Genomic DNA, 21,032 nt, shown 5'->3' on the forward strand with positions numbered 1-21,032 from the left:
GCGCGCCGCGGCAGGTGACCATCGTTGCGCTCGCGCCGGTCTCGATGAGCGGCATCGCGCCGATCATCGACAGTCTTGCGCTCGCCAACGAAATCGACGGGCATCGCCTCTACGAGTGGCGCATCTGTTCCTGGGACGGCCGTCCGGTGCCGCTGTCGGGCGGCGCGCAACTGCCCGCCGACGGCGCCTTCAACGACACCGTCCGCTGCGACTGGCTGATCGTCGTCACGGAGCGCTACCAGCAGTTCGCCGACTACCGGCTGTTTCTCGCCAGCCTCGCGCGGGTGGCGCCGCGCACGCCGCTCGTGAGCGGCATTCATCACGGCGTGTGGTGGCTCGCGATGGCCGGACAGCTCGCGCAGTATCGCGTCGCGGTGAACTGGGAAACCTACCAGCAGTTCACCGAGCAATTCGAGCGCGCGATCGTCAGCCAGCAGATTTTCGAAATCGACCGGGACCGTGCCACGTGCACAGGCGGACAGGCCAGCATCGACTTCATGCTGGCGATGATCTCGCGCGATCACGGCCCGGACCTCGCGGAACGCATCGCGGATTCGCTGGGCATCGGCGTGTTGCGCGCGGGCACGGAGCGCCAGCGCATTCCCTTCGTCACCGCGCCCGGCGAACGTCATCCGCGCCTCAACGACGCGCTCCAGCTGATGGAGGCCAACATCGAGGATCCGCTCACCACCGACGAGATCGCCAGTCTCGCCGGCATCTCGCGGCGGCAGCTGGAACGGCTGTTTCGTCAATATCTCGGGGCGATGCCGTCAAAGTACTACCTCAACTTGCGGCTCACGAAGGCGCGCACGCAATTGCAGCGCACGAACAAATCGGTGGTGCAGATCAGCCTGGCGTGCGGATTTTCGTCGGCGGCGCATTTCTCGAACGCCTACCGCGACCGATTCGGCGTGACGCCGCGCGAGGAGCGCCGCAACTGGATCGAGAAACAGCGCGGCACGCCCGACGAACCGCGCGGCGGCGCACTGATCGAGCCGCCGGGCGCTGCGTGAGTAGACGGGCAAAGCGGTGGAAGCATGTCGCGAACGCGCAAGACGGAACCCGCGCGATTGCCTAATATCGAACCTGATACCGATGCGGAACCTGAAGAGGAGTGGCTCATGACCGAGATCAATGTGAATCGCGCGACCTTCGACGAGGTCATGGTGCCGGTGTTCGCGCCCGCCAACTTCGTGCCCGACCGGGGGCGCGGCTCGCGCGTGTGGGATACGGACGGACGCGACTACGTGGATTTTGCCGGCGGCATCGCGGTGACGGCGCTGGGCCACGGCCATCCGGAACTGCTCAAGGTGCTGCACGAACAGGGCGACAAGCTCTGGCACATCGGCAACGGCTACACCAACGCGCCGGTGCTGCGTCTCGCGAAGCGCCTGACCGACCTGACCTTCGCGGATCGCGCGTTCTTCGCCAACTCGGGCGCGGAGGCCAACGAAGCGGCGCTCAAGCTCGCGCGCCGTCATGCCATCGACCAGCACGGTGACGACAAGATCGAGATCATCTCGTTCACGCAGTCGTTTCACGGACGCACGTTCTTCACGGTGAGCGTCGGCGGCCAGCCGAAGTACGCCGAAGGCTTCGGCCCGCAGCCGCAGGGCATCCGCCATCTGCCGTATAACGATCTGCCGGCCGCGCTCGCGGCGATCGGCCCGAAGACCTGCGCGGTGATCGTCGAACCGGTGCAGGGCGAAGGCGGCGTGCTGCCGGCCGATCCGGCCTTCCTGCAAGGTCTGCGCGACGCGTGCGATCAGCACGGCGCGCTGCTCATCTTCGACGAGGTGCAGACCGGCGTCGGCCGCACGGGCAGCTTCTATGCGTACATGCAGTACGGTGTGACGCCGGACATCCTCACGAGCGCGAAGGCGCTGGGCAATGGCTTCCCGATCGGCGTGATGCTGACGACCGACGCCATCGCCGCGCACTTCAAGGTGGGCGTGCATGGCACGACTTACGGCGGCAATCCGCTGGGCGCGGCGATCGCGGAAAAGGTGGTCGAGCTGATCAGCGATCCGCAACTGCTCGAAGGCGTGCACGAACGCAGCCGGGCGATCAAGGCGCATCTCGCGCGGCTCAACGAACGCTTCGGCCTCTTCAAGGAGATTCGCGGCCGCGGCCTGCTGATCGGCGCGGAACTGAACGATGCCTACCGCGACCGCGCGAAGGACGTGCTGAACGCGGCCGCAGCAAACGGCGTCATCATGCTGATCGCCGGGCCGAACGTGCTGCGCTTCGCGCCCTCGCTCATCATGCCGATGACCGATCTCGACGAAGGTTTCGCGCGCATCGGCCGGGCGTTGGAGCAGGTGGTCAGTGCGGCGGCGGTCAAGTGAACCCCGGGACCCGATGATGCTCTTCGTCCGTCCCGCCAGACTCGCCGATCTCGACGAACTCGAACGCATGGCGCGCGCCGCGCAACCGGTGCTGCACTCGCTGCCGCGCGAGCGGCGCGCGCTGGAGCCGCGCGTCGCGCTCTCGGAAGATTCGTTCCGCGCCGAAGTCGAGTTTCCCGGCGAGGAGTTCTATCTCTTCGTGCTCGAAGAGTCCGAAACGAAGCGGCTGCTCGGGACTTCGAGCATCGTCGCGTCGGCGGGTTATGCCGAGCCGTTCCACGCGTTCCGCAACGATGCGCTGATCCACGCATCGCGCGAGCTCAAGGTGAGCCGCAAGATCCACGCGCTCACCATGTCGCACGAACTGACCGGCAAGAGCCGTCTGACCGGCTTCTACATCGATCCATCGTTGCGCGATGAAGACAACGCCGCGGCCGCGCATCTGCTGTCGCGGGCGCGCATGATCTATATCGCCGCGAATCCGCGGCGCTTCTCGACTGAAGTGTTCTCGCTGATGCTGGGCGTCACCGACGACGCGGGCGCGTCGCCGTTCTGGGATGCGGTCGGCCGCAAGTTCTTCGGACGCGACTTCGAACAGGTGGAAGCGGAGTCGGGCGGACGCAGCCGCACGTTCATCGCCGAGGTGATGCCGAGCTATCCGCTCTACGTGCCGCTGCTGCCCGCGGACGCGCAGCGCGTGCTGGGCGAACCCAACGAACATACGCTGCTCGCCTACGACATCCATCTCGAAGAAGGCTTCGAGCCGGACCGCTACGTCGATATCTTCGACGCGGGCCCGGTGCTGACCATTGCGGTCGACAAGAGCGCGTCGGCGAGTTCCGGCGAACTGCGCGCGGTGCGTGAGCGTGGCGCGGACGATGGCGCGGGCGCGCCGTATCTCGTCGCGGCGGGCGGCGCGCATGCGTTTCGCTGCGTGATCGCGCGGCTGAGCGGCACGCGCGCCGACGGCGCCGCGCTCACGGCGGCGGCGCGCGCGGCACTCGGCGTCAGCGACGGCGACACGGTGCGCTGCGTGCCTTTGCACCAGGCCTCGGGAGAATTGCCATGATCGTCGTGCGTTGCACGCAGCCGGGCGACGTCGACGCATTGCTCGCGCTCGCCCAGGAAACAGGCCCCGGGCTGACCACCTTCAAGCCGGACCGCGCGGCGCTGGCCGCGCGCGTCGAACGCGCGCGCCGCACGCTGGAAGGCTCGGCCGCGCCCTTCGAAGCGGGCTACTTCTTCGTTATGGAAGACACCGCGACGGGCGACGTAGCGGGCGTATGCGGCATCGAAACGGAAGTCGGGCTGGAGCAGCCGTTCTACAACTATCGCGTATCGACGGTCGTGCATGCCAGCAAGGATATGGGCGTATGGACGCGCATGGCGCTGCTCAACATGTCGCACGACCTGACCGGTTATGCGGAGGTGTGCTCGCTGTTCCTGAGCCCGCGTTATCGGACGGCGGGCGTGGGCGGGCTGCTGTCGCGCTCGCGCTTCATGTTCATCGCGCAGTTCACGGAGCGCTTTCCGCAGCGCCTGTGCGCCGAATTGCGCGGCCATTTCGACGAGAACGGCGAGTCGCCGTTCTGGAACGCGGTGGGCTCGCACTTCTACCAGATCGATTTCAACGAAGCGGATTACCTCAGTTCGCACGGCAAGAAGTCGTTCGTGGCGGAACTGATGCCGCGTTATCCGGTGTATCTCGACCTGCTGCCCGACGCCGCGCAGCGCGCGGTCGGCGTGACGCACAAGGACACCGCGCCCGCGCGCAAGATGCTGGAGGCGGAAGGCCTGCGCTATGAGAATCACGTCGATATCTTCGACGCCGGTCCGGTGCTCGAGTGCCATATCGGCGACTTGCGCACGGTGCGTGAAAGTGTGCTGGCGAGCGTGCATATCGGCACGCGCCCGGACACGGACAACGATGTGAAGAGCCTCGTGTCCAACACGCTGCTGGATGACTTCCGCTGCGGCGCGACCGTCGGCGTGGTGCAGGGCGGCACGTTCCTGCTGACGGCGGACGAAGCAGGAGCCTTGCGCGTGAAGGAAGGCGACGCGGTGCGCGTGCTGAGTTCGGCTTCGCGATCCCGATGACAGAGACACGACATGGAAATTTCGAATCAGTTGTATATCGACGGTGACTGGCAGGAAGGCCGCGGCGCGGCATTCGGCTCGCGCAACCCGGGCACCGATGAAAGCGTCTGGCAGGGCAACAGCGCGTCGGCGGAAGATGTCGAGCGCGCGGTGTCGTCGGCGCGGCGCGCGTTTCCCGCGTGGGCCGCGCGCGCATTCGACGAACGCGTGGCGATCGCGAAGCGCTTCGCCGCGCTGCTCAACGAGAACAAGGACGCACTGGCGCACGTGATCGGCCGCGAAACCGGCAAGCCCTTGTGGGAAGCACGCACGGAAGTGGCCTCGATGGCAGCCAAGGTCGATATCTCCGTGCAGGCCTATCACGAACGCACCGGCGAAAAGCGCGCGCCGATGGCCGATGGCGTCGCGGTGCTGCGGCATCGGCCGCACGGCGTCGTTGCCGTGTTCGGGCCGTACAACTTTCCGGGGCATTTGCCGAACGGCCATATCGTGCCGGCGCTCATCGCGGGCAATGCGGTGGTATTCAAGCCGTCGGAACTCGCGCCCGGCGTCGCGGCCGCGACCGTCGCGCTGTGGATCCAGGCGGGGTTGCCCGCGGGCGTGCTCAATCTCGTGCAAGGCGAGAAGGACACGGGCGTGGCGCTCGCCAATCACCGGCAGATCGACGGCCTGTTCTTCACTGGCAGCTCCGACACCGGCACGCTGCTGCACAAGCAGTTCGGCGGCCGGCCCGAGATCGTGCTCGCGCTCGAGATGGGCGGCAACAATCCGCTCGTCGTCGCGCCGGTGGAAGACATCGACGCCGCCGTGCATCACACGATTCAATCGGCGTTCCTGTCGGCGGGCCAGCGCTGCACGTGCGCGCGGCGTCTCTTCGTCCCCGACGATGCCTTCGGCGAACGCTTCCTGCACCGCTTCACTGAAGTGAGCGCGAACTTGCGCGTCGGCGCCTATGACGAGGAGCCGCAGCCGTTCATGGGCGCGGTGATTTCGGCGCGCGCGGCGGCGCGGCTCGTCGAGGCTCAGCGGCACCTCGTCGAGGCGGGCGCCGTGCCCGTGCTGTCGATGCAGCAACGCGACGCGCATCTCGGCTTCGTCACGCCGGCGATTCTCGATGTCACGCAGGCGCGCGACGTGCCCGACGAAGAGCACTTCGGCCCGCTGGTTCAAATCACGCGCTACCGCAGCTTCGACGAAGCCATCGAGCGCGCCAACGACACCGCCTACGGTCTCTCCGCCGGCCTGCTCGCCGATGACGAACACGCGTGGACGCACTTCCAGCGCACGATTCGCGCGGGCATCGTCAACTGGAACCGGCCGACCAATGGGGCATCGTCGGCGGCGCCGTTCGGCGGCATCGGGCGGTCGGGCAATCAGCGGCCGAGCGCGTTCTACGCGGCGGACTACTGCTCGTATCCGATGGCATCGGTGGAGAGCGCGCAGCTCCAGATGCCCGCGAGCCTGTCGCCGGGCATGCGGTTTTGAGTTTTGTGTCACGCGCCATGTCGCGCGAAGTTCCGGCACGGCAAGCAGTCATCGCGAAGGATTCATGATGCAGGCATCGAAAGAGGCACCTAAAGAAGCGCCGAAGGCTTACGAGGCGAATTTCGACGGGCTGGTCGGCCCGACGCACAACTACGCCGGACTGTCCTTCGGCAATGTCGCGTCGCGCAGCAACGAGAAGTCGGTGGCCAATCCGAAGGCCGCAGCCAGCCAGGGTCTGCGCAAGATGAAGCGTCTCGCGGACGCGGGCTTCCGGCAAGGCGTGCTGCCGCCGCTCGAACGGCCTTCAGTGCGGCTGTTGCGCGCGCTGGGCTTCTCGGGCGACGACGCCAGCGTGATCGCCCGCGCGGCGCGCGAAGCGCCCGAACTGCTGGCGGCGGCGAGCTCGGCATCGGCGATGTGGACCGCGAACGCGGCGACCGTGAGTCCGTCCGCCGACACCGCCGATGGCCGCGTGCATTTCACGCCGGCCAATCTGGCGGCGAAACTGCATCGCGCGATCGAGCATGACGAGACGCGCCGTTCGCTCGGCGCGATCTTCGCCGATGACGCGCACTTCCAGATACATCACGCGTTGCCTGGAACGCCCGCGCTCGGCGACGAGGGCGCGGCGAACCATACGCGCTTCGCCAGCGCGTACGGCGCGCCGGGCGTCGAGTTCTTCGTGTATGGCCGCAGCGAGTATGGCGCGGGTCCGCAGCCCCGGCGCTACCCGGCGCGGCAGACGCTGGAGGCGAGCCGCGCGGTGGCGCGCCTGCATGGCCTGGACGCCGACGCGGCCGTGTTCGCGCAACAGTCGCCCGATGTGATCGATGCCGGCGTGTTCCACAACGACGTGATCGCGGTGGGCAATCTCACGACGCTGTTCTGCCATGAGCAGGCCTTCGTCGATCGGCACGCGGTGTATGACGCGCTGCGCACGCGGCTCGAGGCACGCGGCGCCACGTTCACCGCGCTCGAAGTGCCGGCGGACGAAGTGAGCGTCGAGGACGCGGTGACGTCGTACCTGTTCAACAGCCAGTTGCTGTCGGCGGCGGATGGACGGCAAGTGCTGGTGGTGCCGCAGGAATGCCGCGAGAATGCGCGCGTGGCGGCCTATCTGGACGGGCTCGCGGCGCGCTCGACGCCCATTGACGAGGTGCTCGTCTTCGACCTGCGCGAGAGCATGAAGAACGGCGGCGGCCCGGCCTGCCTGCGCTTGCGCGTCGTGCTGAACGAGGCCGAGCGCGCGGCCGTGAACCCGCACGCGTGGATGAACGACGCGCTGTTCGCGCGGCTCGACGCGTGGATCGAGCGGCATTACCGCGATCGCCTCGCGCCGGCCGATCTCGCCGATCCAAAGTTGCTCGTCGAGTCGCGTACGGCGCTCGACGAACTGACGACCATCCTCGGACTGGGTGCCCTCTATGATTTCCAGCGCTGATGCTTCGCGCATGCTCGACGATTTTCTCGGCTTCACGCTCGGCAACGGCGTACCCGCGACGCACGCCGGCACGACGGCCTCGGGCGTGCGCTGGACGTGGCTGGGAGACGGCGTGCTGCGCCTCGAACCGGAGCATGCGCCTTCGCATAGCGTGCTTGCCTCGGCGGGCATTCACGGCGACGAAACCGCGCCGATCGAACTGCTGACGCGGCTCGTGGCGGATGTCGCAAGCGGCCGCGCGCCGCTGGCTGCGCGGCTGCTGGTGATTCTGGGCAACATCGGCGCGATGCGCGCGGGCGAGCGTTATGCCGACGACGATCTGAACCGGCTCTTCGGCGGCCGTCACGCGCAGTTCGGCGCCAGCCGTGAAGCGCCGCGCGCGGTGGAACTGGAACAGGCGGCGCTGGCTTTCTTCGCGGACGCCGCGCACGACAAGTGGCACATCGACATGCATACGGCGATCCGCGCCTCGGTGTTCGAGCAGTTCGCGTTGCTGCCGTACACCGGCGCGCCGCCCGCGCGCGCGATGTTCGACTGGCTGCGCGACGCGCGTCTCCAGGCCGTGCTGCTGCATCGGGAGAAGGGTCATACGTTCACGCAGTTCACCGCGCAGCATGCGGGCGCGCTGGCCTGCACGCTGGAACTCGGCAAGGTGCGGCCGTTCGGGCAGAACGACCTGACGCGCTTCACGGCGGCGGATGCCGCGCTGCGCCGCTTGCTGGCGGGCGCGCCGGCAGCCGCTTCAGCGGCAGGGGAGGCGTCGTTGCGCGTATTCAGCGTGGTCGCGCAGATCGACAAGCGCAGCGAGCATTTCGTGCTGAACGTAGCCGGCGATGTGCCGAACTTCACCGCGTTCGCAGCGGGCACGGAACTGGCCCGGGACGGCGATTATCGCTACACGGTTTCACACGACGAAGAGCGCATCGTGTTTCCGAACCCGAAGGTGAAGCCGGGATTGCGCGCGGGCCTGATGGTCGTCGATACGACCGATGCCACGCTCGCGACGCTTGCCTGACACGGGAGCAATGGGCAAGACCGTCGCCGGTCATTGTTCCGGCGGCGCGGGATCGTCCTTGACGAAGAGCATCGAGATATACAGCACGGTCGATACCGCGATGATCCCGACGCCCGTGAACACCTTGGTCCGGTTGAACTCCAGTCCGCCGTTGATCGCCATGCCGATGCCGAAACACGCCGCCAGCGTGCCGGCCGCGGCCAGCGCCACGTGCGCGCGGCTCAGGAACATGCGGCGCCGTCTCCTGCCTGCCTCGCTGAACGGTCCTCGTTTCATCGCATCCTCCGCTTGAGTCTGCCGTGTCCGGGTAGCTCATCACCAATATCACAATCGGCATGGCGGTCAGCGAGGACTGCGCACTGCGCGGCCCTACATGGATGGCGCGATCACCACGGTGGCCGTCGTTCCGGCCGAGAGCAGCACGCCGTCCGGGATGTGATCGATACCCACGCGCACCGGCACGCGCTGCGCGAGCCGCACCCAGTTGAAGGTCGGATTGACGTCGGCGAGCAGTTCGCGGCTCTGCGGATTGTCGCGGTCATAGATGCCGCGCGAGATGCTCTCCACGTGGCCCTGCAGTTCGCCGCCGCTCATCAGGCGGATCGACGCGCGGTCGCCCACGCGCACGTGCGGCAGCTTGGTTTCCTCGAAGTAGCCGTAGACCCAGAACGAGTGACTGTCGACGATCGCGAGCTTCGCCGTGCCCGCCGTCGCATAGTCGCCGCGAAACACGTTCAGGTTCGTCACGTAGCCGTCCACCGGCGACACCACCCGCGTGCGTTCGAGATTGAGCTGCGCGGCATCGAGCGCGGCCTGGGCCTGCTGGAGCTGCGCCGCCGCCGTCGAGGCGGTCTGTTGCGCGTTGTCGCGGGATTCCTTCGAGACGACGAGACTGTCCATGTCGGCGCGGCGCGCGGCGTCCGCGCGGCGCATGCGCAATTCGGCGGCGCGCGCCGCCACGTTCGCCTGCGCCTGCTCGACGGCGATCCGGTAATGCGACGGATCGATCTCCATCAGCAGGTCGCCCTTCTTGACGAACTGGTTGTCGCGCACCGGCAACTGCACGACCGCGCCCGACACGTCCGGCGCAACGTTGACGACATCGGCGCGCACGCGGCCGTCGCGGGTCCACGGCTCATCCATGTAGTGGACCCACAGCACGCGCCCGATGAGGAGCGCCACCGCGAACATCGCGAGGGTCAGCACGAGGCCGATGATCTTTCTGAGAACCATGATGCAACTCTCTGGACTGGGTTGAAGGTTTGAACGGCTAGCTCAGCGATACGCCACGAGCCCGAGCGTGCCGCAGATGCAGACCAGCAGGCTCGCGCGGAACAGCGCCGGATGCCAGACCACGCGATACAGCCCGGTCAGCGCCAGCACGCGGTCGATGAACCACGCCAGCACCGCGCCGGCGATGAAGAGCAGCAGGATCGTCGGCACATACGCTTCGAGGATCGCGACGTTACGCGGGAACATGGGGCGCTCCTTCGGGTGTGGCTGGATCAACCGACGCGTGTCGTGCGAACGGTGCTTCGGGGTCGAGCAGCGCGGTACGGATGAGATGCAGATGACTTGTCACGCGCCGCAGTTGGCGCGGGTTTTCGGACGCCGCCTGCACTTCCTGGATTGCACGCGCGGTGGCGGCGAGCGTGGTGTCGAAGCGTTGCGGACCCGGACGTTCGAACAGCCGCGCGACGGCATCGAGCGTCGCCTCGACCTGGCGTTGCCACTGCATCGGAGCATCGCTTTCGGAAGCCGCGAGTTCGTGCCGCAGGTCGATCACCGCATTGCCGAATTCGAGCACCGCGAAGAGCCATTGCAGCGCGTCGCGCTGCAAGTCGGCACGGCCGGCCGCGATGGCGTTGATCTGCGCGAGCAGGTCGCGCGTGCGGCTCTCGAAGTGCGTCTTGATGCGCGGCAGGCGGCCACGGCGCGCGTGCGCCACTTCACGGCGCAGGTCGGCGAGCAGCAGCTTGCGCAGCCACGGCGCATCGGTGGGCAGCAGCACGGCGAAGGCGATCGCGGCGACGATCATCGACAGCACCAGCGCGAGGGCGTCGTTCATGAAGCCGGTCGGATCGTAGTGGACGAGATTGTCCGGGCCCGCAAGAAAACAGAAGAAGATGCAGTAGCCGATGCCCGCGCCCGCGAACCGGGGCCGCGTGCTCAGATACGCGCCGAACATGAGCGCGGGGGCGAGCGCGGCGCACATCATCGGAAAGCCGTCCACATGCGGGAACACGCCGAAGACCACTACCATGCCGGCCAGCGCGGCGAGCAGCGTGCCGGCCGCCATCTGCGCCGACATCAGCGCGGGCCGCGGCGACGACGACGCCAGCGCGCACACGGCGGCCGCGTTGAGGACCATCGTGCCGCCGCTCGGCCAGGCCGTGCCGATCCAGAACGCCGACAGCGCGAACATGACGACCGCCCCGCGCAGCCCCGACACGGCCGCCGCGAACAGGTTGGTGCGCGGCACATAGCGGGCGACCCAGCGCTCGCGTTCGTGCGACGGCGCGCTCAGCGACGCATAGGTTTCGGCGTAGGCGAGCATGTCGTCGACGAAGCGATGGAGCAGTTCGGTGGCCGTGTCGAATTCGAGCGGCACGAAGTCCGGATGCGTGTCGACGCCGGCGCGCGCCGCGCGCACGCGTGGCGGCAACGCGGCCCGGTAGGCGCGCAACTGCGTGGCGGCTTGTGCGGCGTCGGCGGCGTTGCGCACCGGCTCGCCCGCGATCGAGAACAGCGGCGGCACTTCGCGAAAGAACGGTTCGAGCGCGGCGATGGTGGTCACCGATGCGTTCTCGCGCAGCCGGTTCATCAACTGATGCAGCGCGTGGAAGCGCGTCGAGGCGTTCATGAATTCGCTGTTCAGCCGCGCGAGCCGGCCGCCGCGCCTGCGCGATTCCGGATTCTCGAACACCGCGACGCTGCGCGCCGCCTCGAAGCCGACGATATCCGCGACGAACGCCAGGTTGGTCCGCTCGATCTGCGCACGCGGCATGGCGCCGGACATCGCGCGGCACACGTAATCGACGAATTGCGTGAAGCGGCGGCGCACGGTGGTGCGGACCTGTTCGCCCGCGTGCTGCGGAAAGATCAGCGCGCTGACCGCGCCCGAGCAGAGGATGCCGAGCGTCACTTCGCCGACCCGCGTCAGCGCCGACAGATACGCGCCGTCCGGATGCTGCGCGGCCGGGATGCCGATCAACGCCGCCGTGTAGCCCGCCAGCACGAAGCCGTACGAGCGGAAGTTGCGGTTGCGGGCCGCGCCCGCCGTGCAGATGCCGACCCACAACGCGGTGGCCGACAGGAACAGCACCGGCTGCTGCGCGAACAGACCGATGAAGACCATCATCACGACGAGGCCCACCATCGTGCCGCAGAAACGGTAGAAGCTTTTCGCGAGCACCATGCCGCTTTGCGGCTGCATCACGACGAACACCGTGGTCATCGCGGTGCGCGGCTGCTGCATGTCGAGGCGCATCGCGAGCCACAACGCGAGCAGCGCCGCGAGCACGGCCTTGAAGATGTAGATCCAGGCGAGCCCGTCGGTGCGCGCCCAGTCGGCGAGCGCCCGCATGAACGTGTGCCGTGCGCCTGCTGGATGAGTGGAGGAGGTCATGGGCGCCGCCTCACTTCGGTCCGTGCGCGCTCAGCTGCCCGAGCGTGCTGATGTGCCGAGACGGCGCGAGCGCGGTCTGCTCCGGCCCGTTCGACGGATCGTCGAGGCCGCCGCCGAGCGCCGACGTAAGCGTTGCATAGGCCGCGAGCCGTGCCGCGCGCACGCGCGCCTGGCCATCCTGCGCCTTGAGCAACTGCGTCTGCGCGACGAGCACGTTCAGGTAATCGGTGAGACCGCGCCGGTAGCCTTCGTTCGCGAGGTCGTAGCTCTTGCGCGCGGCGGCGACCGAGCGGCCCGAGGCGTCGAGCTGGGTATCGAGCGAATGCACGCGCACGACCTGATCCGCGATGTCCTTCAGCGCCGCGACCAGCGTCGCGTTGTAGTGGTCGACGGCTTCGTCGTATTGCGCCGATGCCGCGCCCAGTTGCGCGCGCAGGCGTCCGCCTTCGAAGATCGGCAGCGAGATGGCCGGGCCGAAGCTGTAGCCCGACGCCTTGCTCGTGAGGAAACTCAGCAGCGCGCCGCCCGCGAAGGCCTGGGTGAGCGACGCGGCCAGGTTGATGTTCGGATAGAAACCGGCCTTCGCGACGTCGATGCCGCGCGCCTGTGCCGCCACCATCCAGCGGGCCGCGACGATATCGGGACGGTGGCCGACGAGTTCGGCCGGCAGCGCGGAAGGCAGCGGCAACGGCGTGGCGAGCGACAGGGCGGGGCGCGTCAGCGCTTCTCCCGCGCCCGGCCCTGCGCCTGCGAGCGCGGCCAGCTGATGACGCGCGAGTGCGATCTCTTCCTGATAGATGTCGACCTGCCGCTCGTACTCGGGCAGCGGCGCTTCGGCCTGGCTGAGTTCGAGCTGCGTGCCGATGCCGCCATTCAGACGGCGGCGGGCATGGTCGGCGATATGTTGCTGCTGTTCGAGCGTTTGCTGCGCGATGTCCAGCAGCGCGAACGCCTGCGAGAAGCCGATATAGGCGCGCACCACGTTGGTTTCGAGATCGAGCTGCGCGGCGCGGGCGTCGGCGGCGCGGACGTGGGCGACATCGAGCGCGCGTTCGGCATTGTTCTCGTCGCGGCCCCACAGGTCGAGGTTGTAGGACAGCGTCAGTCCGGCCGTGTCGTCCCAGGTGGTCGTGTCCGCGTAAGGGCCGGGGCCATAGAAGTCGTTGTTGGGCCAGTTCTTGCGCGCGACGCTCATGGCGGCATCGACGTGCGGATACAGGTCCGAGCGCGCAATGCCCGCGGCTTCATGCGCCTCGCGCACGCGCGCCGCGGCCATCGCGAGCGTCGGATTGCCGCTCGTCGCGCGTTCGATCCACTGGTCCAGTTGCGGGTCCTGATAGGCGCGCCACCATTGTTCGGCGGGCCATTGGGCATCGGCGTTGGCTTGCCGGATCGCGGTGCCGACGTCGAGCGTCGCGGCGTCGTTCAGCGAATCGTGAGGCGCGATGTTGCCGGTGCTGGCGCACCCGGAGATGATCAGGATAGTTGCAAGAACTGTGGCTGAAGCAGTCTTGCGGATTACTCGCCCTCGCACGATTTACTCCCAAATTTGAATCAATTTCCTGGAAGTGATTATATTTTTGCAGTATTTGTCGAATAACCCGCGAGCACGCAAAGCATTTTTACGAATTGTGTGATAATCCCTCTTGCGAGAAGTGCAACAATTCGTCACGTCACCAGTTTCATTGTCGGAAAAGCGCTATGGACACGCTGCAGAACATGCGCGTATTTGTGCGGGTCGTGGAGGCGGGCAGCTTCACGGCAGCCGCGCAGCATCTCAACACGACAACCGCGTATGCATCGCGGGCCGTTTCGGATCTCGAGGCGCATCTGCGTGCGCGCCTGTTGAATCGCACGACGCGCCGCATCGCGCTTACCGAGGCCGGCGAGCGCTATCTGCAACGTTGCGAGCAGATTCTGGCGTACGTGGACCAGGCGGAAGCCGAGGCGGGCGACGCCCATGCGCGGCCCTCCGGCAAACTGAAAGTGCATTCGATGACGAGCTTCGGCCAGCATTACATCGTGCCGATGATCTCGCGCTACCAGGAGCGGCATCCTTCGGTGCAGGTCGATCTGACGCTGGCGCAGCGCGTGCCCGATCTGCTCGACGAAGGTTACGACGTGTCCGTCGTGCTCGCCTCCGAATTGCCCGACTCGGCGCTGGTGTCGGCGCGGCTGGGTTCGGTGTTCAGCATCGCGTGCGCGTCGCCGGCCTATGTGGAGAAGCATGGCGCGCCGCATGTGCTGTCGGATCTCGTGCGCCATACCTGCCTGCATCTGATGACGCCGGTATTTCCGCCGGACCGCTGGGTGTTCGACGGTCCGAACGGGCAGGAAACCGTAAGTCTGGGACCGTCGGTGTTTACGGTGAACGTCGCCGACGCGATGGTCGTGGCGCTGCGCGAGGGCATGGGTGTCGGCGTGCTGCCGACGTCATCCGCGCTGCCGGCCTTGCGCGCGGGCACCCTGGTGCGGGTGCTGCCGCAGTACACGATGCAGGAGTTGAACGTGTACGCGCTGTATCCGTCGCGCCAGTATCTCGACGCGAAGATCCGCACCTGGGTGGAATTCCTGCGCGAGGTCATGCCGGACACGCTCGCGGCCGATACCGATTCCCTGAAGGAGTTCGTGGTCAGCTGAGCGCAGGCGCGGCTGTTACGAAATTAGGTGCGGCGCAACACTTGCTTACTCACGAAGCGTCCGCAGCTTGGTAATGTCAGCCTTCGACCACTCGCACCTTTTACGGGGACCTTACATGAGTACGCCACTTCTGCTCGCCCTCGCGGCTTTGTTGCTGCTGATCGCGATTCCGGCTTCGCGCGATCTGTTCAATGCGATGCGTGCTCAGTCTGAACGCAATGCACGGGGCCGCCTCGTGCCAATCCGCATCGACGACGACCGCGAGACGCGCAGGCGTTAAAAGGCGCTGCCTGCTCAGAGCAGCGTTTCCAGCGGCTCGATCAGGCGTGGTTCGTCGTTCGTGGCGCGGTTGACGTCGGTGGACACGCGGTGCCATACGAAATGCGACGCCGGTACGCCATCCGTCTTGACCAAGGCCGCAAGATCATCGGGCGTGGCGTCCGGATCCAGCCAGCGTCGCGCGGCGGCGGGCGCAAAGACAAGTGGCCGGCGGTCATGGACGTCGACGAGACCTTCGTCGGCGGCCGCCGTCACGATCACGAAGCCCGCGCCCGGCGCGGCGGCATCTTCATCGCGCATGATGCTCGTGAGCGCGGCAAGGTACATGGGCTCGCCGTCGGCGCGCTGGATGTAGTACGGCTGCTTGGCGGGCTTCGCGGCCGGGTTGTCCGCACGCGGCTCGATGCGCCATTCGAACCAGCCATCGGCCGGGATCAGGATGCGCGCTTTCTTCCACAGATGCTTGAAATATGCGCTCGTCGCCGCAGTTTCGACGCGCGCGTTGATGGTCTGCGGCAGTTTCTTCTGCAGCGCCCACGGCGGACAGTATCCCCAGTGAACGGCACGGATGGATTCGTCCGGATACACGCCCAGCGGATGCGTGCCCGGCGAGAGGTTATAGCCCGGACGCCGGTCGGCGGCATCCACGAGCACGAACGGATTTTTCAGATGCAGGCGTTGCGCGTAATGCATCGGCAGTCGGTACTGGCTGATTCGGCCGCACATGGCGTTCCTCCGCAGGGTCCAACAGGGTTCCGTGCTGCTTGTCGGGTTACCTTCCTTCAGTTCGTCTCGCTGTCGCTCACGCTCAGATCTCGACCACCTTGTCCCACGCAAACTGCTCGTTCTCCCAGCGGCCGCTGCGCCTGCTGAAGTAGCCGCGCGGATTGCATACCACACGCGTGCCGTCTGCTTCGTAATCGAACGAAGTATGTGTATGGCCGTGAATCCACAGCGCGACCGGCGCGCGCGCGAGCGTGGGCAAGTGGTTGACGAACCCCGCCGAAACGATGTCTTCCGCATACTGCGGCGCAAGGCTCTCGCGCCGGGGCGCATGATGCGTGACGACGATCGTCTGGCCCGCGAAGGGCTTCGCGAGTTCGGCTTCGAGCCAGCCGCGTGCCTGCTCGTGCAGCGCCAGCGAGTCGTCGGGTGCGAACGCGCGCGGCTCGCCGTCCGGCTCGGGCCACGCGAGCTGGATCGCCCCCTTGTAGTCGAGCATGACTTTCGTACACGCCTCGCAGGCGCGGCCGATGTCGCTCTCGCCCGATCCGAACAGCTCGAAGTCCGTCCACAAGGTCGTGCCGAGCACGCGCCACGCGCCCCGGCGATCCACCAGCGACGCGTTGTTCAGGTAATGCACGTTGTCGACGCTGCGGGCGGCGTCCTGCATGGCCGCTTCCATCGCGCCGAATTCGGCGTCGTAGTACTCGTGATTGCCGGGCACGTAGATGACCGGGACATCGGAATCGAAATTCTCGGCGGCCCAGCGCAGACCTTCGGCGTGGTTGTGGATGTCGCCGGCGAGCACGACGAGATCCGCCTGCGCGTAGGGAATGGCCAGGGGCTCGTCGCACTCCAGATGCAGGTCCGACAGCACGCGAATCTTCATGCGCCGTTCTCCTTGGCAGGCGCCGCGCCGGAGTGCACGACCTTGCCGGGGTTCATCAGGTTGTCGGGATCGAGCGCGGCCTTGACCGCCTGCATGAGGCGCACCTCGACCGGCGACTTGTAGTGCATGGCTTCCTCTGCTTTCAGTTGGCCAAGGCCATGCTCGGCGCTGATGCTGCCGCGATGCGCATGCACCTGATCGTAGACGAGCGCGTTGATCTGCGTTTCGCATTCCGCCAGGAAGGCCTTTTCGTCGACGCCTTCGGGCGCCTGCACGTTGTAGTGCAGATTGCCGTCGCCGAGGTGCCCGAAGGTCACCATGCGCGCGCCGGGTACGGCTTTCGCGATGATCGCGTCGGTTTCCTCGATGAAGCGGCCGATGCCCGAGATGGGCACGGCGATGTCATGCTTGATGTTCAGCCCTTCCTCTGCCTGTGCAAGCGGAATGTGTTCACGCAGCGACCAGAACGCCTGCGACTGCGCGAGATTCTCGGCCACCACCGCATCTTCCACGATGCCTTGCTCCAGCGCTTCTTCCATCAGCCGCTCGAAGAGGGCGCGGGCGTGCGCTTCGCTTTCGCTGTCCGAGAATTCGAGCAGCACCGTCTGCGCATGCGTGGCCTCGAACGGATAGCGCAACTGCGGGAAATGCCGGCCGACCAGGCGCATGCAGAAGTCCGACATGAGTTCGAAGCCGGTCAGCAGCGCGCCCGCGTGATGCTGCGCCAGCGAGAGGAAGTCGAGCGCGGCCTGCGCGGACGCCAGACCGGCAAGAGCCGTGACCTTCGCGACCGGCGCGGGGTGCAGCTTCATGACGGCGGCCGTGATGATGCCGAGCGTGCCTTCCGCACCGATGTAGAGATCGCGCAGATCGTAGCCCGTGTTGTCCTTGCGCAGCCCGCGCAGGCCGTCCCAGATCTCGCCCTGCGGCGTGACCACTTCGAGCCCGAGGCACAGCTCGCGCGTGTTGCCGTAGCGCAGAACGCCGGTGCCGCCGGCATTGGTCGCAAGATTGCCGCCGATCGTGCAGCTGCCTTCGGCGGCCAGACTCAACGGGAACAGACGCTGTGCCACCTGCGCGCGCGCCTGGATCTCGGCCAGCACGACGCCCGCTTCGACGGTGATCGTGTTGTTGTGCGGGTCGATGCCGCGCACGCGGTTCAGCCGCTTCAGGCTCAGCACGGCCTGTGCGCCGGTGTTGTCCGGCGTGGCGCCGCCGGCCAGGCCGGTGTTGCCGCCTTGCGGGACGATGGCGATGCGGTATTCACGCGCCAGCCGCACGACGCCGGCCACCTGTTCGGTGTTCCCGGGCAGCAGCACGGCGCACGCATTGCCGCGATAGCGCTTGCGCCAGTCGACGAGAAACGGCTCGGTGTCGTGGGTCTCGGTCAGGACGTGCGAGGTGCCGAGCAGTTCGGCGCAGGCGGAAACGAAAGCTTGGGTGGCGGTCATGAACGGTTGGGCAGGAAAGGGGTTCAGGCGTAGTGCAGAGTATCGCGCAGGGCGGCGCGAAGCGAACCTCGGCCGAATGGCATAGGCACGCACGGTGCGCCGGGAATCGTGCTACAAAGCATCACGTCGAAGCGATGCAGGCGTGGGAAAAGCGCACGGCTCAGCGTTTCTTCGCACGCGCATCCAGCTTCGCCGCACGCTTGAATGGCGCGACATACGCCAGCGCGAAGCCGAAAAAGGCTGCCGCAAGCAGCACTTCGAGCCAGCCCAGCGACGCGGACAGGCCCGCATCCGTCATCCCGCGCACCACGCCCTCGGCGATATAGAGCAGGACGAGCATCGCGGCCCATTGCATTGTGTAGAGGCTCTTGCGCGCCACGCCCGGCAGCGCGCACGCCAGCGGCACGGCTTTCAGCGCGAGCGCCCAGGCGCCTGGCCGCACCGGTGCAAGCCAGAGTTCCCAGAGCAGCGCCAGCACGATCAGCGCAATCAGGCTCGCGAGTGCGCCACGGGCATAGGCAGGGTGGCGGCGGGAAATGGCGGCGGGTGCGTTCATCGTCCGCGTCAGGCTGCTTGCGCGCCGCGTTGGACCTTGAGCGCCGTGCGCGCGAGCCGCGCGCCGAGCGCAATGGCGAGCGCCTTTTCGTCGGCGGTGATGCCGTGGCTGGCGGAGTCGCTGCCGAGGCGCGCGTGATGCGACGCGCCATAAGGCGTGCCGCCGCTCTGGGTCGTGGAGAGACGCGACTCCGTGTACGGAATGCCCAGGATCAGCATGCCGTGATGCAGCAGCGGCAGCATCATCGAAAGCAGGGTGCTTTCCTGGCCGCCGTGCAGGCTGCCGGTCGAGGTGAACACGCAGGCGGGCTTGTCCGCGAGCGCGCCCGAAAGCCATTGCGGCGTGGTGCCGTCGAGAAAATACTTGAGCGGCGCGGCCATGTTGCCGAAGCGCGTCGGCGAACCCAGCGCCAGGCCCGCGCATTCTTCGAGATCGCGTAGCTCGGCGTAGGGCGGACCGTCGGCGGGAATGTCGGGCTGGGTTGCTTCGCAAACCGCGGATACCGGCGGCACCGTGCGCACGCGCGCCTGCATGCCGGGAACGCTGTCGACGCCCTGGGCGATGGCGAGCGCAAGCTCGCGGGTCGCGCCATGGCGGCTGTAATAAAGCACGAGGATGTCGTTCATAAGGCTTTTCAGTGAACGGCTATTATAGGTTTTGAGCTGGTTTCCGGGGCGTGCGCCCTCCCGGTAATGCGGGCATGGGGCAAGGCGGGCATGGCCCGCCGCCGTGGCGTACGCCGGAAATCACGACGAGGAGAATGCCTTTGCAGTCACTTTCCATCGATCTCGCCGCGGTCAGGCGTCTCGCCAGCTTCGTGGCGCGCCGCATCGGTGAAGACCGCGTCGCGCAGGTGGCCGGCAGCCTGACGTTTACGAGCGTGCTGTCGCTGGTGCCGCTCGCCACGGTCGCGTTCGCGCTGTTCACCGCGTTTCCGATCTTCGGCTCGTTCCAGGCTTCGTTGCAGGATTTCCTGGCGGTCCACCTGATGCCGCCGCAGATCAACGACCAGATCTTCAAATACCTGAACCAGTTCGCGGCCAAGGCGAAGGGACTCACGACCGTCGGCATGATCATCCTGTTCGTGACCGCCGTGATGACGATGATGACCGTCGAATCCGCGTTCAACGTCATCTGGCGGGTGCGCAAGGCGCGTCCGTTCGCGCAGCGCGTGCTGGTCTACTGGTCGATCATCACGCTCGGCCCCATCCTGTTCGGCTGCAGCCTGTCCATCTCGTCCTATGTGTTCGCGCATTCGGTCGCCTTCGCGGGCTCGCACAACCTGATGCCGCCGGTCATCGAATGGGCGCTGACCGGCGTCTCGCTGCCGCTGACGGCGGTCGCGTTCACGCTCATCTACGTGTTCATGCCGAACTGCAAGGTGGAGTGGCGCGATGCGCTGGTGGGCGGGCTGATTGCAGCAGTTGCGTTCGAACTCGGCAAGCGTGGTTTCGGCTCCTACGTGCGGCGCATTCCCACCTACACGGCGGTGTACGGGGCCTTCGCCGCGTTGCCGGTGTTCCTGCTGTGGGTCTATCTGTGCTGGATGATCGCGCTGGTCGGCGCCATGGTGACGTCCGCGCTGCCCGCCATTCGCACCGGGCAATATCACCGGCGCGATTTCCCCGGCAGCGACCTGCTGGACGCGCTCGAGATCCTGGCGCGGCTGGTGGAGGCGCGCGTCGAAGGCAAGCCCGGCTACACCGCGCTGCAACTCTCGACAATGGCGCGCTGCGACCTCGATACCTCAAACCGGCTCATCGCCCGGCTCGACGCGCTCGGCTGGATCGGCCGGCTGGAGGACGCGCGCCAGCCGCGTTACGTGCTTATCGCGAATCCGAACCAGATGACGGTGACGATGCTGTTCGACCAGTTCGTGATCGATCGCGCGGAACTCGAATATCAGCTGAAGCTCGATGCCGCGCAGGTGGATTGCGCCGCGCTCATGAACGCGCTCGAAAACGACGCGCTGGACATCACGGTGGGCTCGCTGATCGCCGCGCGCGCCTCGGCGCTGACTGACGCGCGCCTGCGCGAGCCGCCGCCTTCCGCGCTGCCCCGGCAGACGGCATGAATTGCATGAGCCGTCAGAGCGAAATCCTGCCGATGCAGATGTCCTTGAACATCACCCAGTCGCCCATCAGGCTGTAGATCGGGTGGCGAAACGTGGCCGGCCGGTTTTTCTCGAAGAAGAAGTGGCCGACCCACGCGAAGCCATAGCCGCAGATCACGGCCGCCGGCGCCCAGAGCCAGTCGCCGGTGGCGATCGCCATGGCGAGACAGCCGATCACGCCGAGCGAACCGATGAAATGCAGCCGGCGCGAAATGAGATTGCGATGCTCCTCGAGATAGAACGGATAGAACTGGGCGAAGTTCGCGAAATGCTCCCCGTGTGCGGCGTGCGCCATGACGGCCTCCCTGTCATGCTTGGCTGATGTGCTGCGGCGCGTGGCGCGCCGGCTCTCCGACACCAGCAAGAT

Annotated in this window: 21 protein-coding genes; 10 read left to right on the forward strand and 11 right to left on the reverse strand. The window is 66.9% G+C overall.

Annotation, left to right across the window (positions count from 1 at the left end; all coding sequences use genetic code 11):
• Window positions 1-44: 44 nt before the first annotated feature.
• The 7 genes from QCE62_RS05300 (at window position 45) to astE (ending at window position 8,386) form a co-directional block, all read left to right on the forward strand.
• The gene (locus QCE62_RS05300) at window positions 45-1,013 is read left to right on the forward strand and encodes a GlxA family transcriptional regulator (RefSeq protein WP_309919638.1); all 969 of its coding nucleotides are present in this window, start codon (window positions 45-47) and stop codon (window positions 1,011-1,013) included.
• A gap of 108 nt (window positions 1,014-1,121) precedes the next feature.
• Window positions 1,122-2,348 (forward strand): aspartate aminotransferase family protein, encoded by a 1,227-nt coding sequence (locus QCE62_RS05305; RefSeq protein ID WP_309915158.1) that lies wholly within the window; start codon window positions 1,122-1,124, stop codon window positions 2,346-2,348.
• A gap of 16 nt (window positions 2,349-2,364) precedes the next feature.
• Complete coding sequence (aruF, locus tag QCE62_RS05310; RefSeq protein WP_309919640.1) at window positions 2,365-3,417, forward strand: arginine/ornithine succinyltransferase subunit alpha; 1,053 nt, start codon at window positions 2,365-2,367, stop codon at window positions 3,415-3,417.
• Window positions 3,414-4,445, forward strand: a complete 1,032-nt coding sequence (gene astA / locus QCE62_RS05315) for an arginine N-succinyltransferase (protein ID WP_309915161.1) — start codon at window positions 3,414-3,416, stop codon at window positions 4,443-4,445. The genes aruF and astA overlap by 4 nt, the downstream gene beginning before the upstream one ends.
• Before the next feature lie 12 nt (window positions 4,446-4,457).
• Entirely contained in the window at window positions 4,458-5,930 is a 1,473-nt protein-coding gene (gene astD / locus QCE62_RS05320) for a succinylglutamate-semialdehyde dehydrogenase (RefSeq protein WP_309915164.1), read from the forward strand.
• Between the two features lie 67 nt (window positions 5,931-5,997).
• A complete protein-coding gene (gene astB, locus QCE62_RS05325) occupies window positions 5,998-7,371 on the forward strand; it encodes an N-succinylarginine dihydrolase (protein WP_309915167.1) in 1,374 nt (457 codons plus the stop codon).
• A complete protein-coding gene (gene astE, locus QCE62_RS05330; protein ID WP_309915170.1) occupies window positions 7,355-8,386 on the forward strand; it encodes a succinylglutamate desuccinylase in 1,032 nt (343 codons plus the stop codon). The genes astB and astE overlap by 17 nt, the downstream gene beginning before the upstream one ends.
• 30 nt (window positions 8,387-8,416) lie before the next feature.
• Here astE and QCE62_RS05335 read toward each other — a convergent pair whose 3' ends face one another.
• The 5 genes from QCE62_RS05335 to QCE62_RS05355 all read right to left on the reverse strand — a co-directional run bounded on the left by QCE62_RS05335 (window position 8,417) and on the right by QCE62_RS05355 (window position 13,548).
• Window positions 8,417-8,662 (reverse strand): hypothetical protein, encoded by a 246-nt coding sequence (locus QCE62_RS05335; RefSeq protein ID WP_309807985.1) that lies wholly within the window; start codon window positions 8,660-8,662, stop codon window positions 8,417-8,419.
• 93 nt (window positions 8,663-8,755) lie between these two features.
• Window positions 8,756-9,619 (reverse strand): HlyD family secretion protein, encoded by an 864-nt coding sequence (locus QCE62_RS05340; protein ID WP_309915173.1) that lies wholly within the window; start codon window positions 9,617-9,619, stop codon window positions 8,756-8,758.
• Window positions 9,620-9,661: 42 nt separating this feature from the next.
• A complete protein-coding gene (locus QCE62_RS05345) occupies window positions 9,662-9,865 on the reverse strand; it encodes a DUF1656 domain-containing protein (RefSeq protein WP_309915175.1) in 204 nt (67 codons plus the stop codon).
• Window positions 9,852-12,014 (reverse strand): FUSC family protein, encoded by a 2,163-nt coding sequence (locus QCE62_RS05350; RefSeq protein ID WP_309915178.1) that lies wholly within the window; start codon window positions 12,012-12,014, stop codon window positions 9,852-9,854. Before QCE62_RS05350 ends, QCE62_RS05345 begins: the two co-directional genes overlap by 14 nt.
• Before the next feature lie 10 nt (window positions 12,015-12,024).
• The gene (locus QCE62_RS05355) at window positions 12,025-13,548 is read right to left on the reverse strand and encodes an efflux transporter outer membrane subunit (protein WP_309915180.1); all 1,524 of its coding nucleotides are present in this window, start codon (window positions 13,546-13,548) and stop codon (window positions 12,025-12,027) included.
• 167 nt (window positions 13,549-13,715) lie between these two features.
• Here QCE62_RS05355 and QCE62_RS05360 point away from each other — a divergent pair, with 167 nt between their 5' ends.
• Both QCE62_RS05360 and QCE62_RS05365 read left to right on the forward strand, forming a co-directional pair.
• On the forward strand, window positions 13,716-14,654 hold the full coding sequence (locus QCE62_RS05360; RefSeq protein WP_309915183.1) for a LysR family transcriptional regulator: 939 nt from the start codon (window positions 13,716-13,718) through the stop codon (window positions 14,652-14,654).
• A gap of 115 nt (window positions 14,655-14,769) precedes the next feature.
• Window positions 14,770-14,934: a hypothetical protein gene (locus QCE62_RS05365; protein WP_309915186.1), complete on the forward strand. Its 165-nt coding sequence runs from the start codon at window positions 14,770-14,772 to the stop codon at window positions 14,932-14,934.
• Window positions 14,935-14,948: 14 nt separating this feature from the next.
• Here the strand turns inward: QCE62_RS05365 and QCE62_RS05370 are convergent, their stop codons facing one another.
• From QCE62_RS05370 to wrbA, 5 genes are all read right to left on the reverse strand, one after another.
• The gene (locus QCE62_RS05370) at window positions 14,949-15,659 is read right to left on the reverse strand and encodes an SOS response-associated peptidase (RefSeq protein ID WP_309915189.1); all 711 of its coding nucleotides are present in this window, start codon (window positions 15,657-15,659) and stop codon (window positions 14,949-14,951) included.
• 82 nt (window positions 15,660-15,741) lie between these two features.
• A complete protein-coding gene (locus tag QCE62_RS05375; RefSeq protein ID WP_309915191.1) occupies window positions 15,742-16,545 on the reverse strand; it encodes a metallophosphoesterase in 804 nt (267 codons plus the stop codon).
• Window positions 16,542-17,996, reverse strand: coding sequence for an FAD-binding oxidoreductase (locus tag QCE62_RS05380; RefSeq protein ID WP_309915194.1), 1,455 nt, complete (start codon window positions 17,994-17,996; stop codon window positions 16,542-16,544). The genes QCE62_RS05375 and QCE62_RS05380 overlap by 4 nt, the downstream gene beginning before the upstream one ends.
• Window positions 17,997-18,156: 160 nt before the next feature.
• A complete protein-coding gene (locus tag QCE62_RS05385) occupies window positions 18,157-18,552 on the reverse strand; it encodes a DUF2069 domain-containing protein (protein ID WP_309915196.1) in 396 nt (131 codons plus the stop codon).
• 8 nt (window positions 18,553-18,560) lie between these two features.
• A complete protein-coding gene (gene wrbA, locus QCE62_RS05390) occupies window positions 18,561-19,178 on the reverse strand; it encodes an NAD(P)H:quinone oxidoreductase (RefSeq protein WP_309915198.1) in 618 nt (205 codons plus the stop codon).
• A 134-nt stretch (window positions 19,179-19,312) separates the two neighbouring features.
• On the opposite strand from wrbA, the gene QCE62_RS05395 reads away from it, so the two are divergent.
• Entirely contained in the window at window positions 19,313-20,626 is a 1,314-nt protein-coding gene (locus QCE62_RS05395; RefSeq protein WP_309915201.1) for a YihY family inner membrane protein, read from the forward strand.
• Window positions 20,627-20,639: 13 nt separating this feature from the next.
• Here QCE62_RS05395 and QCE62_RS05400 read toward each other — a convergent pair whose 3' ends face one another.
• Window positions 20,640-20,960, reverse strand: coding sequence for an Mpo1-like protein (locus tag QCE62_RS05400; RefSeq protein ID WP_309915204.1), 321 nt, complete (start codon window positions 20,958-20,960; stop codon window positions 20,640-20,642).
• Window positions 20,961-21,032 lie beyond the last annotated feature (72 nt).

The sequence above is a fragment of the Caballeronia sp. LZ033 genome (assembly GCF_031451265.1).
In the GTDB taxonomy this organism is placed as follows: Bacteria; Pseudomonadota; Gammaproteobacteria; order Burkholderiales; family Burkholderiaceae; genus Caballeronia.

Coding starts and splice junctions, on each gene's coding strand:
- QCE62_RS05300 (WP_309919638.1), top strand. CDS start 45: ATGAGCGGCATCGCGCCGATCATCGACAGTCTTGCGCTCGCCAACGAA.
- QCE62_RS05305 (WP_309915158.1), top strand. CDS start 1,122: ATGACCGAGATCAATGTGAATCGCGCGACCTTCGACGAGGTCATGGTG.
- aruF (WP_309919640.1), top strand. CDS start 2,365: ATGCTCTTCGTCCGTCCCGCCAGACTCGCCGATCTCGACGAACTCGAA.
- astA (WP_309915161.1), top strand. CDS start 3,414: ATGATCGTCGTGCGTTGCACGCAGCCGGGCGACGTCGACGCATTGCTC.
- astD (WP_309915164.1), top strand. CDS start 4,458: ATGGAAATTTCGAATCAGTTGTATATCGACGGTGACTGGCAGGAAGGC.
- astB (WP_309915167.1), top strand. CDS start 5,998: ATGCAGGCATCGAAAGAGGCACCTAAAGAAGCGCCGAAGGCTTACGAG.
- astE (WP_309915170.1), top strand. CDS start 7,355: ATGATTTCCAGCGCTGATGCTTCGCGCATGCTCGACGATTTTCTCGGC.
- QCE62_RS05335 (WP_309807985.1), bottom strand. CDS start 8,662: ATGAAACGAGGACCGTTCAGCGAGGCAGGCAGGAGACGGCGCCGCATG.
- QCE62_RS05340 (WP_309915173.1), bottom strand. CDS start 9,619: ATGGTTCTCAGAAAGATCATCGGCCTCGTGCTGACCCTCGCGATGTTC.
- QCE62_RS05345 (WP_309915175.1), bottom strand. CDS start 9,865: ATGTTCCCGCGTAACGTCGCGATCCTCGAAGCGTATGTGCCGACGATC.
- QCE62_RS05350 (WP_309915178.1), bottom strand. CDS start 12,014: ATGACCTCCTCCACTCATCCAGCAGGCGCACGGCACACGTTCATGCGG.
- QCE62_RS05360 (WP_309915183.1), top strand. CDS start 13,716: ATGGACACGCTGCAGAACATGCGCGTATTTGTGCGGGTCGTGGAGGCG.
- QCE62_RS05365 (WP_309915186.1), top strand. CDS start 14,770: ATGAGTACGCCACTTCTGCTCGCCCTCGCGGCTTTGTTGCTGCTGATC.
- QCE62_RS05370 (WP_309915189.1), bottom strand. CDS start 15,659: ATGTGCGGCCGAATCAGCCAGTACCGACTGCCGATGCATTACGCGCAA.
- QCE62_RS05375 (WP_309915191.1), bottom strand. CDS start 16,545: ATGAAGATTCGCGTGCTGTCGGACCTGCATCTGGAGTGCGACGAGCCC.
- QCE62_RS05380 (WP_309915194.1), bottom strand. CDS start 17,996: ATGACCGCCACCCAAGCTTTCGTTTCCGCCTGCGCCGAACTGCTCGGC.
- QCE62_RS05385 (WP_309915196.1), bottom strand. CDS start 18,552: ATGAACGCACCCGCCGCCATTTCCCGCCGCCACCCTGCCTATGCCCGT.
- wrbA (WP_309915198.1), bottom strand. CDS start 19,178: ATGAACGACATCCTCGTGCTTTATTACAGCCGCCATGGCGCGACCCGC.
- QCE62_RS05395 (WP_309915201.1), top strand. CDS start 19,313: ATGCCTTTGCAGTCACTTTCCATCGATCTCGCCGCGGTCAGGCGTCTC.
- QCE62_RS05400 (WP_309915204.1), bottom strand. CDS start 20,960: ATGGCGCACGCCGCACACGGGGAGCATTTCGCGAACTTCGCCCAGTTC.